Below are 16,506 nucleotides of genomic sequence, written 5' to 3' on the forward strand. Positions count from 1 at the left end.
ACGCGTGTTGCCGACAAAAGTACGCGTCCGACGAGCCAACCTTCACCGCGGAGACGGAAATCACCCGCCGGTTGTCGACAAATCCCCAGACTCACGGCCCGTCGCGGTCGGCCGGGGCGGGGTTCAGGCGGGGTTCAGGCGCCGCTCGAACCGCCGACGGAGTCGGCCAGGCCGCCGATCCAGCCGGTGGCCTTCTCGATCCAGTCGCCGAGCTGCTGCCAGTAGCCCTTGCCGGTGCCGATCCACTCCTGGAGCGGACTCAGCTCCCAGACCAGCCACCCGGCGACGACCAGGATGACGATCGTGAACAGGCAGCCCTTGAGGCAGCCCAGCCCGGGGATCTTCATCGGGTTGGCGCTGCGCTGGCGCGACGGGCGCGGCTCCCTCGGCTCCCGCGGCTGCCGGGGTTCCGGCGCGGGCCGCTGCTGCGGCTGCGGGGCGTGCCGCTGCGGCCGCTGCTGGGGCTGCTGCTGGGGCTGCTGCGGCGGCGCGTACGGCTGCTGCCGGCCGTAGCCCTGCTGCTGGGGTCGCTGCTGCGGGCGCTGCTGCTGCGGCTGCTGCTGGGGCTGCTGCGGGCGGGCGACCTGCCGCTGGGGGCGGCGGCGCAGCGGGTCCTCGTTCGGGTCGAGGTACTGGATCTGGGTCTGCTCGTTGCGGTCGCGGGCGGCGCGCAGCTGCGTCTGCCAGGGGTGCGGCTGCTCGGGCTGCTGCCCGTGCTGACCCTGCTGGCCGGGCTGGTGCGGCGGCACCGGCGGCAGGACGGCCGTCGGGTCGGCCGCGCCCGCCGGGCCGCCGGTGTGGGGCAGGACCGCGGTGGGGTCGGCGGCGCCCGGCGGGTTGGTGCCGGGGGCGGAGGTGTGCGGCAGGACGCTGGTCGCGGCGTTCGGGTCGTAGGCGCCGGCCGGGGCGCCCGGCACGGTCGCGGGCGCGGGGTCGGGGGCGAGCAGATGACCCACGCCCTCGGCGGCGGCGATCTGCATCGAGTTCGCGTGCACCCCGACGCCCTCGGCGACGACGCGCAGCCCGCGCGCGAGGTTCTCGGCGCTGGGGCGCTCGTCGGGGTTCTTGCGCAGGCAGCGCTCGATGACCGTCCACAGCGGGTCGGGGACCGTGGACGGGCGGCGCGGCTCGGCGCTGAGGTGCTGGTGGAGGACTTCCAGGGCGGAGCCGCCGCTGAACGGCGGGCGGCCGGTGACCAGCTCGTACAGCAGGATGCCGGCGCCGTAGATGTCGACGGCGGAGGTCTGCGGGCGGCCCTCGGCGGACTCCGGGGCCACGTACGCGGGCGTGCCGACGAACTCGCTGGTGCGGGTCAGACCGGGGGAGTCGGCGAGCCGGGCGATGCCGAAGTCGGTGAGCAGCGGGTGCATCTCGCCGCCGTTCTGCATCAGCAGGACGTTGGCCGGCTTCAGGTCGCGGTGGACGACGCCGTCGGCGTGGCTGGCGGCCAGCGCGTCGGCGATCTGCGCGGTCAGCAGCGCGGCGCCGACGGGTGAGAAGGGGCCGTTCTCGCGCAGGTAGCGGTGCAGGTCGGGCCCTTCGACGAGGTCCATGACCAGCGCCAGCAGGTCGCCCTCGACGACCAGGTCGCGGACCCGGACGATGTTCGGGTGCGTCAGGCGCAGCAGGACGGAACGCTCCCGCAGGAAGCGCATCACGACATCGGGGTCGCTCGCGAGCTCCTCCTTGAGGACCTTGATCGCGACGGTCTCCCCGGGCTGACCGGGCACGGCCGCCTCGGCGCCCGCGGTCTCGCGCTGGCGGGCTCGCCAGACGGTGCCCGTGGCGCCGCGTCCGAGCGGCTCCTCGAGCAGGTACTTGCTGCCGACTGGCCGCACGTCACGCGCTCCCTGCTGATCGCTTGCCGGTATTCCGACCCACTTGTTTCCGACCCACTGTAGTGCCGTGCCCCCGACACCGGGCTGTCGTCCTCCTGTGGGCCCTGCCCACGGTTACGCGCCCCTTCCCGTCCGTGTTCGAAGGAAAGACGCTCGCCTCGGTCCGTTGGTTGCCGGAGGCGGACGTGACCGATCTCAAGCGGCTCCCGAGCGGTCACCGCCGGGTCATCGGTCAGGCACTTTTGCGGGCAGAGCCGACCAATCAAGATCACTCTTCTCCGGGTGGCGGGCGCATTGTCAGTGACAGGTGCGAGGATGCGTGCAGTACTGGCCGACGTGCTCGTGCGGGGTGGGGCAAGTCCGCGCCCGGGCAGAAGGGACCGCTGACGGCGATGCAGATCCGGCTGACCGTCGTAGATCCGCAGGGCCCGCCCGCCGGGGCGCGGGGCCGTGCCGCGAGCTGCGACGTGCTGGTCACGGCGCCCGCCGGCACGGCCCTGGCCGCGGTGGCGTCCGCCCTGGCCGCGGCGGTCTCCGGAGAGGGCGGCGCTGCTCCGTCCGGGGGAGCCCAGCCCGTGCTGTACGCGGGCGCGGAGCGGCTCGACGCCGGGCGCTGCACCCTCGGTGAGCCGCCGCTGATCGACGGCGCCGTGCTGTCCCTGGGCGTTCCGGCCGACCCCGAGCCGCATCCCGAGGTCGACGACGCCCCGGCCCGGCTGGACGTGGTGGCCGGCCCGGACGCGGGCGGGGTGCACCTGCTGCACGGCGGTCAGATCCGCGTGGGCCGCTCCGCCGACGCCGACGTCCCGCTCGACGACCCGGACGTCTCCCGCCTGCACTGCGCGGTGACCCTCGGGGCCGACGGCCGCGTCACCGTCGTCGACCTCGGCTCCACCAACGGCACCACCCTGGACGGCACCCGCGTCCACACCCGCCCCCTGCGCTTCGCCCCCGGCGCCCTGCTCAGGGTCGGCGAGTCCGCCCTGCGGCTGGCTCCGCCCGGCGGGCCCGGGGCACGCGTGGCGGCCACACCGGACGGGGAGGGACACGTCCGGGTGCCGTGCGGGGGCGCTGACCCCGACGACACCCCGGTGCCTGCCCCGGACACGACACCCGACGCGACACCCGCGCGGGGGACGCGCGGCGCCGTCGCGGACACGGCGGGCGTGCCGGGTCCGGTGACCGCCGGGCAGGCGCGCGCGACCGGCGTCGCCGGCGCCCCTTCCGGGCCCACCGGCCACGCCCGCGGCTCGGTCGACTGGGGCGGCTCCGCCCCCACCCGCGGCGAGCGCGCCCACCGCGCGGGACCCGGGCCCGTGGTGCCGGGCCAGGGCGGCGCCCCGCGCATCGAGAGCCGCGCGGACCGGCGGCCCCCGTCCACGGGCGACGGCTTCGGGGACACCCACGGCGGCCGCTCGGGCCTCGGCTCGTTCACGGCGGCCCACGAGGCCCGCGGACCGCACGTCCCCTCACCCCCGGCGGAGCCCCTGCCCACCCCGCCGCCGCACGACGACGGGAGCACCACCGCCTCCCACCGCACAGGCACGCCCCTGCGCGGCACCGACGTCCCCCCGGGCCCGCGCAGGCGCGGTGGTCTCTCCGCGTGGGCGCGGCGCCTGACCGGCGGACGCGGCGGCGAGCAGGGCACGGCCGAGCCGCAGACCCACGACGAGGAGTACGGGGTACGGGCCGGCGCCGAGGCGGAACCCGCGTACGGCGCCTCGCCGGTGCCGGACACCTGGCCGGACCCGGCCGCGCTGCTGCTGGCCGCGCTGGGCCCGGGCCCCCGCCTCTGGGAGCGCGGTCCGGGTCACCCGGAGGCGCTCGCGGTCCGGCTGGGCACGGCGGACCGGGCGGCGCCCGACGGCTCGGGGACGCTGCCCGCCGTACCGGTGACGGCGGGCCTGCGGGAGGTCGGTGCGCTGGGCGTGGCCGGGCCGCGCCCCCGTCTGGCCGGGCTGGCGCGCGCGGTGCTGGCCCAGCTCGCCGCGCTGCACTCACCGGACCTCCTGGAGATCGTCCTGATCAGCACGGACCGCGCGCGGTCCGAGGAGGAGCGCACCGCGGAGTGGTCCTGGCTGGGCTGGCTCCCGCACGTGCGTCCCGGGCACGGCCAGGACTGCCGTCTCCTCCTCGCCTACGACCGGGACCAGGCCACGGCCCGCGCCGACGAGCTCCTGCGCCGTCTGGAGGACCACCTCGCCGACACCCGGGACGCGGCACCCATCCCGGCGCCCCGAGGCACCGGCCGCCGCCCCTCGTGGGCGCTGGCGGAGGACACCGCCGGCGGCTTCCCCGGCCCGTACACGGTCGTCGTCGTGGACGGCGACCCCGGCGGCGCCGACCTGCGCGAGGCGATGGCCCGGCTGGCGACGGCGGGCCCCCGGGCCGGCATTCACGTCGTGTGCCTGGCCGAGACGGCCGCCGCCTCCCCCGCCTCGCCGGTGACGGACACCTACGAGGCGGCCTGCGCGGCGGCGCCCACGTTCCGCGCGTGCGGGGCGGTCACCCTGCTCAGCGGGGACGTGGCGACCGCGCTGCGGCTGCTGCGGGTCGCGCCGGCCGGGTCGGAGCAGGAGCGCCCCGGCCCGGTGGGCCACGGCACGGTCGGTGCGGTGGACGCGGTGTCCCCGGCCTGGGCGGAGCGTTTCGCCCGGGCGCTCGCCCCCCTGCGCCCGGACGGCGCGGCCGGCGGCGAGCGCCCCGCGCGCCTGTCGGCGCCGCTCCCGCAGTCGGCGCGGCTCCTCGACGAACTGGGTCTCGCCCGCGCCACCCCGGCCTCCCTGATGGCCCGCTGGGCCGACGCGGCCGACGACACCGAGGCGCTGGGCGGCCGGGCCTGGGCGGTGCTCGGCGCCGGACCGCGCGGCCCGGTCACCGCGGACCTGGCCGCCGAGGGCCCCCACCTGCTGATCGAGGGCCCGGCCGGCAGCGGCCGTACGGAGCTGCTGCGGGCGGTCGTCGCCTCGCTGGCCGCCGCCGAGCGCCCCGACCGGCTGGGCATCGTCCTGATCGACGGCCGGGACACCGTGGGCAAGGGCGGCGGCGGACACAGCGACGGCCTGCGCGTCTGTACGGACGTACCGCACGTCACGACGCATCTCACCGCCAACGACCCGGTGCGGATGCGGGAGTTCGCGCAGTCGCTGAGCGCCGAGCTGAAGCGGCGGGCCGAGCTGCTCGGGCGGTCCGACTTCACCGAGTGGCACACGCATCGCGCGGTCTCGGGCCGCATCGTCCCGCAGCGGCAGCCGGGCGGCCCGGGAGCGGGCGCCGCCGACCTCGACAGCCCGCCCAGCTCGACGCTGCGTCTGCGGCCCAAAGCGGCGGCCCGCCAGCGGACGGAGGCGGCGCCGCCGCTGCCCCGCCTGGTGGTCGTCGTCGACGACCTGGACGCCCTGGTCTCGCCCGCCCTCGGCTCCCCCGGCCGGCCCGCCGCGGGCTCCGTCATGCGCGCGCTGGAGGCGGTGGCCCGCGACGGCGAGCGGCTCGGCGTGCACCTGGTGGCGGCGGCCGGGCCGGGCGGTCGTACGGCCGAGTCGGAGCCGGCCCGGCAGGCCACCCTGCGGATCACCCTCGACGCCCCCGGCTCGGGCGCCGACGAGCCGGCCCCCGGACGCGGCCGTCTGAAGAGCGCGGACGGCCGTCTCACCCCCTTCCAGGGCGGCCGGGTGACGGGCCGTATCCCCCGCACGGCGACCCTGCGCCCCACGGTGGTCCCCCTGGAGTGGCAGCGCATGGGCGACCCCCCGGCCCGCAGGCCCGTCCGCGAACTGGGCAACGGCCCGACCGACCTGGCCCTCCTGGCGAGCGCACTGGAGCGGGCGGCACGGGAGGTGTCGGCGGTGGAGGTGCCGTCGCTGCTGTAGGGGCCTCCCGTACGGTGTTGCGGGGGCGTCCCCCGTTCGGCTCACGGCCGCCCCGCCGACGGCACGTGCACCGCGCAGTCACGACGCGGTCACGATCTCCCGCTTGACACACCACGCGCTCTTGCCGACCCCGATCACCGGGCGTAGACCAGTGCTCACGGGACAGCGCTCGACGTTCGACGAGGAACGAAGAACGGGGCAGTGATGCGCAGCAGGAGCCACACCATCCGGACACGCAGGACCGTGAAGGCAGCCGCCGCGCTGCTCGCGGGAGCCCTCGCGCTCTCGCTGACCGCGTGCGGCGACGACGACAAGAGCAGCGGAGGCGACAGCAGCCCGACCCAGGACTCGGGCAGCACGCTCACCCTCCCCAAGCTGAACGGCACCACGCTCGAGGTGGCCGCCGTGTGGACGGGCCCTGAGCAGGCCAACTTCAAGAAGGTGCTGGCGGAGTTCGAGAAGCGCACCGGCGCCAAGGTCACCTTCGTCCCCGCGCAGGACCCGATCATCAACTTCCTCGGGTCGAAGATCGCGGGCGGTCAGCCGCCGGACGTGGCGATGCTGCCGCAGCCGGGCGCCATCCAGCAGGCCGTGGACAAGAAGTGGGCCAAGCCGCTGGGCGCCGAGGCGAAGGCGGAGCTGGCGAAGAACTACGCGCAGGGCTGGCAGGACCTCGGCACGGTCGACGGCACCCAGTACGCGGTCTACTACAAGGCCGCCAACAAGTCGCTGGTCTGGTACAACGCCAAGGTCTTCGAGAACGCGGGCGCGAGTGAGCCCACGACGTGGGACGAGCTGCTCGCGACCGCGCAGACGGTCTACGACTCCGGCGTGACCCCGTTCTCGATCCCGGGCGCGGACGGCTGGCCGCTCACCGACTGGTTCGAGAACGTCTACCTCTCCCAGGCGGGCCCGGAGAAGTACGACCAGCTGGCCAAGCACGAGATCAAGTGGACGGACCCCTCCGTGAAGGAGGCCCTGACCACGCTCGCCCAGATCTGGGGCAAGAAGGACTACGTGGCGGGAGGCGCCGACGGTGCCCTCCAGACGCAGTTCCCCAACGCCGTCACGCAGACCTTCACCGGCGGCGACCAGCCCAAGGCCGCGATGGTCTACGAGGGCGACTTCGTGCAGGTGAACATCGCGCAGACCGAGGCGAAGGTGGGCACGGACGCGAAGGTGTTCCCGTTCCCGAAGGTCGGCGACACCGCGCCCGTGGTCTCCGGCGGTGACGCGGCGGTGATCCTGGAGGACTCCCCGGGCGCGCAGGCCCTGGCGACCTTCCTGGCCTCGCCGGACGCGGCGGAGATCCAGGCGAAGCTGGGCGGCTACCTCTCACCGAACAAGAACGCCGACCCGGCGGCGTACCCGAACGAGGTGCAGCGCACGATCGCCGAGGCGCTGGTCGGGGCGGGTGACGACTTCCGCTTCGACATGTCGGACCAGGCCCCGCAGGCCTTCGGCGGCACCCCCGGCAAGGGCATGTGGAAGGACCTGCAGGACTTCCTGAAGAACCCGACGGACGTGGCCGGCATCCAGCGGAAACTGGAGTCGGACGCGGCGGCGGCCTACGGGAACTGAGCGGGACGTGAAATCGGCTGCGGCGGTGGGGGCTCCCGAAGCCCCCGCCCCTCCTCGCTCGCGCAAGAGCGTGACCGGCACCCGCAGGACGGTGGCAGCGCTGTTCCTGCTGCCCGCCCTGGTGCTGCTGGGCGCGCTCGTGGTCTACCCGATCGGGTACTCGGTCGTCCGCAGTTTCTACGACCAGTCCGGCGACGGCTTCGCCGGCATCGACAACTACCGGGCCCTCTTCACCGACGAGGGCATCCGTACGGCACTGAAGAACAACGTCCTCTGGGTGGTGTTCGCGCCGACGGTCGCGACCGCGCTCGGCCTGATCTTCGCGGTGCTCACCGAGCGGGTGAGCTGGGGCACGGCGTTCAAGCTGGTCGTCTTCATGCCGATGGCGATCTCGATGCTCGCCGCCGGCATCATCTTCCGGCTGGTCTACGACCAGGACCCGGACAAGGGCGTCGCGAACGCGGTGTGGGTCGGTGTGCACGACACGTTCGCGCAGTCGTCGGCGTTCCCGAAGGCCCACCCGGGCCGGGAGTCGCCGCTGGAGCCGGAGAAGGGCGGCGCCTTCATCACCAGGGAGCCCGTCCGCGCGGGCGATCCGGTCGCCCTCCCGCTGGTCGGGGTCGCCCCCGACCGGATGCCGGACGGCGCGCAGAAGGCCGTCCCTGCCCGGCCCGAGCCGGGCAGGGTCACCGGCACCACCTGGCAGGACTTCACCCGCGGCAAGGGCGTCGGGACACTCGGCGCCCCGGACCCGTCCGAGCTGGGTTACGCGGGGATGCGGATCGAGGCGGTCAAGGACGGCCGGGTCGTCGCCTCGGCGAAGGCCGCCGACGACGGCACGTTCAGCCTGCCGGAAGCGGCGGACGGCGCCCGGCTCCGGCTGCCCGCGAGCAACTTCGCGGAGCCCTACAACGGCCTGGACTGGCTCGGCCCGTCGCTGGTCACCCCGGCGATCATCGGGTCGTACATCTGGATGTGGGCGGGCTTCGCGATGGTGCTGATCGCGGCGGGGCTGGCGAGCGTGCCGCGGGAGCTGATGGAGGCGGCGCGGGTCGACGGGGCGAACGAGTGGCAGGTGTTCCGCAGGGTCACCGTGCCGCTGCTGGCGCCGGTCCTCGCGGTCGTCGTCGTCACCCTGATGATCAACGTGCTGAAGGTGTTCGACCTGGTCTTCATCATCGCCCCCGGCTCCTCCCAGGACGACGCCAACGTGCTCGCCCTGGAGCTGTACCGCAAGGGCTTCTCCGAGGACCAGCCCGGCATCGCCAGCGCGATCGCGGTGTTCCTGCTGCTGCTGGTGATCCCGGTGATGTGGTTCAACATCCGTAGGCTCAGGCGGGAGGTGCGGCGATGACGACCCCCGGGGGGACCGTGCGGGCGAAGCAGTCGCTGGGCGCGAGGCTCGTCGAGAAGCTGGGCGGCGGTCTGGTCCGCGTGCTGCTGATCCTCGTCGGGCTGTTCTGGCTGGTGCCGACCATCGGTCTGCTGATCTCCTCGCTGCGCTCGCCGGAGGACATCGGCGCGAGCGGCTGGTGGGAGGTGTTCACCCAGCCGTCCCAGCTCACCGTGGACAGCTACGAGAAGCTGCTGGAGAACAGCGACATCACCCACTCGATCGTGAACACCGTGCTGATCACGGTCCCGGCGACGGTCCTGGTCGTGGTCATCGGCTCACTCGCGGGATACGCGTTCGCGTGGATGGAGTTCCCGGGCCGGGACTGGTGGTTCCTGGGCGTGGTCGGCCTGTTGGTGGTGCCCGTGCAGGTGGCGCTGATCCCGATCGCCGAACTCTTCGGCGAACTCGGCCTGTTCGGGTCCGTCCTGGGCGTGATCCTGTTCCACGTGGGCTTCGGTCTGCCCTTCGCGGTGTTCCTGCTGCGGAACTTCTTCGCGGAGATCCCCCGGGAACTGCTGGAGGCGGCCCGCCTCGACGGCGCCGGTGAGCTGCGCCTGTTCGTCCGGGTCGTGATGCCGCTGGGTGGCCCGGCCATCGCCAGCCTGGGCATCTTCCAGTTCCTGTGGGTGTGGAACGACATGCTGGTCGCGCTGGTGTTCACCGACGCCGACAGCCAGCCGATCACGGTCGCCCTGCAGACCCAGGTACGCCAGTTCGGCAACAACATCGACGTGCTGGCACCCGGCGCGTTCATCTCCATGGTGATCCCGCTGGCCGTGTTCTTCGCGTTCCAGCGGCAGTTCGTGTCCGGTGTGATGGCCGGCGCGGTCAAGTAGTCGCCGCGGCAAGGGGGGTGGGCCGTCACCGGTCCGCTCCCCGCCGTTCACCCCGTGTCCCCCGGATGCCGTAGGGGAACGTAACCAAGTCACTCCATCGGCCGTTCCCGGGCCAGGCCCTTGCTTCTCGTTCCCCGTCGTCCGCCCGAGGGCGGGGCGGGCGGGACGCGACGGCGGGGCCTACCGCCCGCGCCGACCCATGGATGCCCCTTGCCCAGGTTCAGTGTCATCATCCCCGTGTACCAGGTTCAGGCGTACCTGCACGAGTGCCTCGAATCGGTGCTGTCCCAGTCGTACGCCGATCTCGAGGTGATCGCCGTCGACGACCGTTCGCCGGACGCCTGCGGCGAGATCATCGACGAGTTCGCGGCACGCGACCCGCGGGTGCGCGCCCTGCACCTGCCGGAGAACACCGGTCTGGGCCGGGCACGCAACGCCGGCCTGGCGCAGGCGACCGGTGACTACCTGCTGTTCCTGGACTCCGACGACACCTTCACCCCGGACGCGCTGCAGGCGATCGCCGACCGGCTGAAGGAGACCGGCGAGCCGGACGTCCTGGTCTACGACTACGCGACCACCTTCTGGACGGGTGAGGCGGTGCGCAACAAGTTCGCCGCCCAGCTCACCGAGGAGGGCCCGGCGCCCTTCCGTCTGGAGGACCGGCCGGGCCTGCTCAGGGTGCTGATGGTGGCGTGGAACAAGGCGTACCGGCGGGAGTTCGTGGCCCGTGCCGGCCTGACCTTCCCGCCCGGCTTCTACGAGGACACCCCCTGGACCTACCCGGCGCTGATGACCGCCGAGTCGATCGCGACCCTGGACCGGGTCTGCGTGCACTACCGGCAGCGCCGCCGGGGCAGCATCCTCTCCACCACCAGCCGCCGGCACTTCGACGTATTCGACCAGTACGACCGGGTCTTCGCGTTCATCGACGGGCGGCCCGAACTCGCCCGCTGGCGGCCGGTGCTGTTCCGGCGCATGGTCGACCACCTGACGACCGTGTTCACCCGGCCGGGCCGGCTGCCCCGCGGATCACGTGCCGAGTTCCTGCGCAGGGCCCGCGTCCACTACCGCCGGTACCGCGCCCCCGGCGCGCCCGTCCCGCTGCGCTCCCGGCTGCGCCACACCCTCGTCCACCTCGGCCTGCACCGCACCTACCGGACCCTCCAGGCGGCCGCGGCCCTGCGCCGCCGCACGCTCAGGCTCACCGCGAAGCTCACCCGGGCCCTGCGCGCCGGGCTCCTCCAGGCCCACTACCGGATCCAGCTGCGCCTGCCGCTGCGCGCCGACCGGGCCGTCTTCTCCGCCTACTGGGGCCGCGGCCACGGCTGCAACCCGGGTGCGCTGGAGGCCGCGTTCCGCAGCATCGCCCCGCAGGTGCGCACGGCGTGGATCGCCCGCCCCGAGCACCAGGACACGATCCCGCCGGGCCCGCGCCCCCTGCGTCCCGGCACCGCCGCCTACTGGACGGCGCTGGCCCGCTCCAAGTACCTCGTGAACAACGTCAACTTCGACCGCCGTCTGGTCAAACGGCGCGGCCAGGTCTTCGTCCAGACCCAGCACGGCACACCCCTCAAGCACATGGGCCTCGACCTCCAGGAGCGTCCGGCGGCCGCCCGTGACATGGACTTCGAGGGACTGCTGCGGGCCGTCGACACATGGGACTACGTCCTGTCCGCCAACCGCCACACCACCCTGACCTGGGAGCGCGTCTACCCCGGCGGCTACACCACGCTGGAGTACGGCTACCCCCGCAACGACGTCTTCCAGCAGGCGACGGCCGCGGACGTGGCGCGCCTGCGCGAAACCCTCGGCATCCCCCGCGACACGGTGGCGATCCTGTACGCGCCGACCCACCGCGACTGGCGCCGCACCCAGCGCCCCGCCCTCGACCTGGAGCGGATCGTGCACCGTCTGGGCCCGCGTTTCGTGATCCTGGCGCGCGCCCACTACTGGCAGCCCGACGCCCTGCCCCGCGTCGGCCGCGTCCTCGACGTCACCGGCCACCCGAGTGTCGAGTCCCTCTGCCTGGCCTCGGACGCCCTGGTCACCGACTACTCCTCGATCATGTTCGACTACGCCAACCTGGACCGCCCGATCGTCGTCCACTCCCCCGACGACGACTGGGCGGCCTACCAGGCGACCCGCGGCACCTACTTCGACCTGCGGTCCTTCCCGCCGGGCGCGGTCGCCCGCAGCGAGGACGAACTGATCGACATCTTCGCCACCGGCCACTGGCGCGGCTCCCGCTCCGCCCAGCTGCGCGCCGCGTTCCGCGAGCGGTTCTGCCCGTACGACGACGGACGCGCCGCCGAGCGCGTCGTCCGGCACGTGGTGCTGGGCGAGCCGGGGCAGCCGCCGGTCGTGCCGCTCGCCGAGCGCCGGCCCGTGCCGTCGGTGGCGTCGGCGTTCCCCCGTTCCCCGCTCACCACCGTGCCGCAACCGTCCGGTCCCCGCACCGTCAGCGAACACCGCTGAGGGCCGCCGGCCCGCACGGCTGCCTGAGCCGGACCCTCAGGACCCTCCACAGAGAAAGAGCAGAATGCCCCGCTTCAGCATCATCGTCCCGTCCCATGGGGTCGCGGGCCGGCTGCCCCTGGCGCTGGACTCCGTCCTCGCCCAGTCCTTCGGCGACTTCGAGCTGATCCCGGTCTGCGACGCGCCCGACGCCCCGGCGTCGTCCGTCGCCGCCGGGTACGCCGAGCGGGACTCCCGGGTGACCCCGGTGCACTCGCCGCCGTCGGCGGGCCTCGCCGGAGCGCGCAACACCGGGCTGCGGGCGGCCACCGGCGCGTATCTGCTGTTCCTCGACGGCGACGACACCCTCGCCCCGGGCGCGCTGACCGCGCTGGACGCGCGCCTGGCCGCAACCGGTGAGGTCGACGTCCTGTACGCCGAGCACGAGCGCACCCCGTGGTGGGAGGGCGAGTCGGCCAACCCGGCGGCCCCGCTGCTGGCGCGGGCCCCGATGGGCGCCTTCGCCCCCGCCGAGGCACCCCGGGTGACCGGCGTGCAGCTCCCGGCGTGGAGCGCGGCCTACCGGCGGTCCTTCCTCACCGAGCACGAGCTGGCCTTCCCCGACGGCCACTTCACGGACGTCGGCTTCGGCGGCCTGGTGACCCTGCGCGCCGAGCGGATCGCGGTGCTGCGCCAGGTCGTCGTACGGCATCTGCTGCGGCGGCAGGGCAGCCGGCTCAACCTGCCGGGCGCGCACCACTTCGAGCTGCTGGACCAGACGGAGCTGGTGCTGACGGCGGCGGCCGGCCTGTCCCTGCCGGCCGCCCGGTCGGACGCGCTCTTCGAGGAGCTCTTCGCCGCCGTCCTGAAGACGGCCGCGCATCCGGCGCGGCTGACCGGGTCCGTTCGGCGGGCCTTCTTCCGCCGGGCGGGCGCGCTGTACCGACGCCACCGTCCGGCCGGTTTCCGCAGGCCCGGCGGGAAGCCGGGCGTGCAGCACCGGCTGCTGGCCGCGGGGGCGTACACGGCGTTCAGCGCGCTGCGGGGAGCCCACCAGAAGGCGTCGGCCGCCGCCCAGCGCGTCCCGCGCCCCCGGGGGCTGCGCACCCGCCTGTACTACCGGCGCCAGCTGCACCGCCGTATCGATCCCCACCTGGCCGTCTTCTGCGCCTACTGGGGGCGCGGGTACGCCTGCAACCCGGCCGCGATCCACGCCAAGGCCGCCGAACTCGCCCCGCACATCCGTTCGGTGTTCCTCGTGGAGCCGGACCAGGCGCACGCCGTGCCCGAGGGCGTCGAGCACGCCGTGATCGGCAGCCGCCGCTACTGGCAGGTGCTGGCCCGCGCCAAGTACCTGGTGAACAACGCCAACTTCGCGGAGGGCGTGGTCAAGCGGGAGGGCAGCGTGCACGTGCAGACCCAGCACGGCACCCCGCTGAAGAAGATGGGCGTCGACCAGTCGACGTACCCGGTGGTGGCCGCCGCGACCGGCAGCTTCACCAAGCTGCTGGGCCGGGTGGACCGCTGGGACCACAACCTCTCCTCCAACACCCACTCCACCCACATGTGGGAGCGCGCCTTCCCCGGTTCGTACGAGCACCTGGAGTACGGCTATCCGCGCAACGACGTCTTCTACACGGCGACCGCGGACGACGTGGCCCGCGTCCGCCGGGAACTGGGGGTGCCGGAAGGCAGCACGGCCGTCCTGTACGCCCCCACCCACCGCGACTACCGGACCGGCTTCGACACCGGCCTGGACCTGGAGGCCTTCTGCGAGGACGTCGGCGAGGACGTCGTCGTCCTGCTGCGCGCCCACTACTTCTACGACCGGGGCGCCCGCGAGCGCAGCGGCCGGATCATCGACGTCACCGGACACCGCTCCTCCGAGGACGTGTGCCTCGCCGCCGACGCGCTGATCACCGACTACTCGTCGATCATGTTCGACTACGCCAACCTCGACCGTCCGATCGTCGTGTACGCCGACGACTGGGACGTCTACACCGAGACGCGGGGTGTCTACTTCGACCTGATGGCGGCCCCGCCCGGCCCGGTCGCCCGCACGCCCGAGGAGCTGGCGCGCGTGTTCCGCGACGGCTCGTACGCCTCGGCCGGGTCCCGGGAGCTCAGGGCCGCCTTCCGCGCCCGCTTCTGCCAGTTCGACGACGGCCGGGCCGCCGAGCGCGTGGTGCGCCGGGTGCTGCTCGGCGAACCCCCGGAGGCGATCCCGCCCGTGCGGCCGCTCGCCGAGCGCGTCCCGGCCCCCGCCGCCTCCCCCCTCGTAAGGAGCTGACCTCCGCAGTGCCCCGCTTCAGCATCATCGTCCCCTGCTTCAAGGTGCAGGGCTTCCTGCGCGAGTGTCTCGACTCGGTCCTGGAGCAGTCGTACCGGGACCTCGAGGTGATCGCCGTCGACGACCGCTCCCCCGACGGCTGCGGCGCGATCCTCGACGAGTACGCGGCCCGCGACGCGCGGGTGCGGGTCCTGCACCTGCCGGAGAACGTCGGTCTCGGCCGCGCCCGCAACGCGGGCCTGCCGCACGCGAGCGGGGACTACCTCCTCTTCCTCGACAGCGACGACACCCTCACACCGGGCGCGCTGCGCGCGACGGCCGACCGCCTCGCCGAGAGCGGCGACCCCGACGTGCTGGTCTTCGACTACGCCCGCACCTACTGGTGGGGCGGCACCCGCCGCAACGCCCTCGCGCACGTCCTCGCCGACTGCGGCGACGAAACCTTCACGGCGGCCGAGCACCCCGAGATCCTCGACCTGCTGATGGTCGTGTGGAACAAGGCGTACCGGCGGGACTTCGTCGAGCGGAACGACTTCCGCTTCCCGCCCGGCTACTACGAGGACACGCCGTGGACGTTCCCGGTCATGCTCAGCGCGGAGCGGATCGCCACGCTGGACCGGATCTGCCTGAACTACCGCCAGCGCCGCCAGGGCAACATCCTGTCCACCACCAGCCGCAAGCACTTCGACATCCACGACCAGTACGAGCGGGTCTTCGCCTTCGTCGGCTCCCGCCCGGAACTGGCGGACTGGCGGCCCTACCTGCACCGCAAGATGGGCGAGCACTGCCTGGACATCCTGGCCAAACCGGACCGGCTGCCGGCGTCGGACAAGGCCGAGTTCTTCCGCCGTACGGCCGAGATGTTCCGTACGCACCGGACGGACGAGCCGGTTCCCGCCGAGCTGCGGGTGCTGGAGGGCGGGTACGCGGCCTACCGGGTCAGGCGGCTGGCCGAGCGGGCCGGCCGGGAGCTGGCCCGGCGCGGGGTGCAGGCGCGGGGCGCGGCCGGGGCGCGCGTGCGCCGGGGCCTGACCGCCGTCCAGGCCCGGCGCCCGCTGGATCCGCACCTCGTCGTGTACTCGGCGTTCTCGCACCGGGGCGTGCTCGGTGACCCGGCGGCCGTCTACCGCAAGGCCCGGGAGATCGCCCCGCAGCTGCGGGGGGTGTGGGTGGTGCGGGACGAGGAGACGGCGGCGCGGCTCCCGGACGGCGTCGAGCACGTGCTCCTCGACTCCCCCGCCTACCGTCGGGTGACCGCTCGGGCCGGCTTCTTCGTCAACAACGTGAACTGGCCCGGCACGCTGGTGAAACGGCCCGGCAGCGTCCACGTCCACACCCACCAGGGCACCCCGCTGAAGTACATGGCGGCCGACCTGCTGGACAAGCCCGGCGCCCGGTACGGCGTGGACGTGCCGCAGATGCTGCGCCGCGCCGACCGCTGGGACCACAGCCTGGTCGCCAACCTCCACTCCGAGCTGGTGTGGGAGCGGGCGTATCCGTGTCACTTCGCGTCGGCGCGCACCGGCAGCCCGCGCAACGACGTCCTGGTCGACGCCGCCGCGGGCAGGGCGCCGGCGGCGGGTGCGGGTGCGGCGGTGCGGGCCCGGCTGGGCATCCCCGCCGACCACACCGTCGTGCTGTACGCGCCGACGCGCCGCGAGTACCGGCGGGGCGGGCACGTCGACCGGATCGACCTGGCCCGGTTCGCCGCCGACCTCGGCGAGGACCACACCCTCGTCGTCCGCCTGCACCCCTCACTGGCGACCGGCCCGGCGCGCGGCATGGGCCTGGCCGATCTGCACCGGCGCGGGATCGTCGTCGACGCGACGGACGAACCGCACGTCGAGGACGTCATGCTCGCCTCCGACGTCCTGGTCACCGACTACTCGGCCCTGATGTTCGACTACGCCAACCTGGACCGGCCGATCGTCGTCCACGCCGACGACTGGAACGCGTTCGCGGCGAGCCGGGGCGCCTACTTCGACATCACCGCCGAGGCGCCCGGCCATGTCTCGCGCAGCTACCGGGAGCTGGCCTGGCTGTTCGCGTCCGGCGGCTGGCGGGACGCGGAGTCGGCACGGCTGCGGGCGGGCTTCCGCAAGCGGTTCTGCGCGTTCGACGACGGGCGGGCCGCCGAGCGGGTCGTGCGGACGCTGCTGCTGGGCGAGCCGATGCCGGAGCGCCTGTCGGCGCGGGTGCCGGGTCCGGCCACCGCCCCCGACGTGCTGGCGTCCACGTGAGG

At 74.1% G+C, this 16,506-nt stretch carries 8 protein-coding genes; 7 read left to right on the top strand and 1 reads right to left on the bottom strand.

The window, feature by feature from the left end:
• Nucleotides 1–134: 134 nt before the first annotated feature.
• A complete protein-coding gene (locus ACIBBD_RS16530; RefSeq protein ID WP_399420081.1) occupies nucleotides 135–1,838 on the bottom strand; it encodes a serine/threonine-protein kinase in 1,704 nt (567 codons plus the stop codon).
• 392 nt (nucleotides 1,839–2,230) lie between these two features.
• Between ACIBBD_RS16530 and ACIBBD_RS16535 the strand changes: the two genes are divergently transcribed.
• The 7 genes from ACIBBD_RS16535 (at nucleotide 2,231) to ACIBBD_RS16565 (ending at nucleotide 16,504) form a co-directional block, all read left to right on the top strand.
• Nucleotides 2,231–5,707: an FHA domain-containing protein gene (locus tag ACIBBD_RS16535; protein ID WP_399420082.1), complete on the top strand. Its 3,477-nt coding sequence runs from the start codon at nucleotides 2,231–2,233 to the stop codon at nucleotides 5,705–5,707.
• Nucleotides 5,708–5,911: 204 nt separating this feature from the next.
• Nucleotides 5,912–7,288: an ABC transporter substrate-binding protein gene (locus ACIBBD_RS16540; RefSeq protein WP_399420084.1), complete on the top strand. Its 1,377-nt coding sequence runs from the start codon at nucleotides 5,912–5,914 to the stop codon at nucleotides 7,286–7,288.
• 70 nt (nucleotides 7,289–7,358) lie between these two features.
• Nucleotides 7,359–8,642, top strand: coding sequence for a carbohydrate ABC transporter permease (locus ACIBBD_RS16545; protein WP_399420134.1), 1,284 nt, complete (start codon nucleotides 7,359–7,361; stop codon nucleotides 8,640–8,642).
• Nucleotides 8,639–9,520, top strand: coding sequence for a carbohydrate ABC transporter permease (locus ACIBBD_RS16550; protein ID WP_399420085.1), 882 nt, complete (start codon nucleotides 8,639–8,641; stop codon nucleotides 9,518–9,520). The genes ACIBBD_RS16545 and ACIBBD_RS16550 overlap by 4 nt, the downstream gene beginning before the upstream one ends.
• 210 nt (nucleotides 9,521–9,730) lie before the next feature.
• Nucleotides 9,731–11,995 carry a CDP-glycerol glycerophosphotransferase family protein gene (locus tag ACIBBD_RS16555; RefSeq protein ID WP_399420086.1) on the top strand — a complete coding sequence of 755 codons (2,265 nt, stop codon included), beginning with the start codon at nucleotides 9,731–9,733 and terminating at the stop codon, nucleotides 11,993–11,995.
• Between the two features lie 64 nt (nucleotides 11,996–12,059).
• Nucleotides 12,060–14,264: a CDP-glycerol glycerophosphotransferase family protein gene (locus ACIBBD_RS16560; RefSeq protein ID WP_399420087.1), complete on the top strand. Its 2,205-nt coding sequence runs from the start codon at nucleotides 12,060–12,062 to the stop codon at nucleotides 14,262–14,264.
• A gap of 8 nt (nucleotides 14,265–14,272) precedes the next feature.
• Nucleotides 14,273–16,504: a CDP-glycerol glycerophosphotransferase family protein gene (locus tag ACIBBD_RS16565; RefSeq protein ID WP_399420088.1), complete on the top strand. Its 2,232-nt coding sequence runs from the start codon at nucleotides 14,273–14,275 to the stop codon at nucleotides 16,502–16,504.
• The last annotated feature ends 2 nt before the right edge of the window (nucleotides 16,505–16,506 follow it).

Source organism: Streptomyces sp. NPDC051315, assembly GCF_044455165.1.
Lineage (GTDB): Bacteria > Actinomycetota > Actinomycetes > Streptomycetales > Streptomycetaceae > Streptomyces.

What these genes read in the sequence shown, in the direction of transcription:
- ACIBBD_RS16540 (WP_399420084.1), top strand. Translation starts at nt 5,912, where the DNA reads ATGCGCAGCAGGAGCCACACCATCCGGACACGCAGGACCGTGAAGGCA.
- ACIBBD_RS16550 (WP_399420085.1), top strand. Translation starts at nt 8,639, where the DNA reads ATGACGACCCCCGGGGGGACCGTGCGGGCGAAGCAGTCGCTGGGCGCG.
- ACIBBD_RS16535 (WP_399420082.1), top strand. Translation starts at nt 2,231, where the DNA reads ATGCAGATCCGGCTGACCGTCGTAGATCCGCAGGGCCCGCCCGCCGGG.
- ACIBBD_RS16560 (WP_399420087.1), top strand. Translation starts at nt 12,060, where the DNA reads ATGCCCCGCTTCAGCATCATCGTCCCGTCCCATGGGGTCGCGGGCCGG.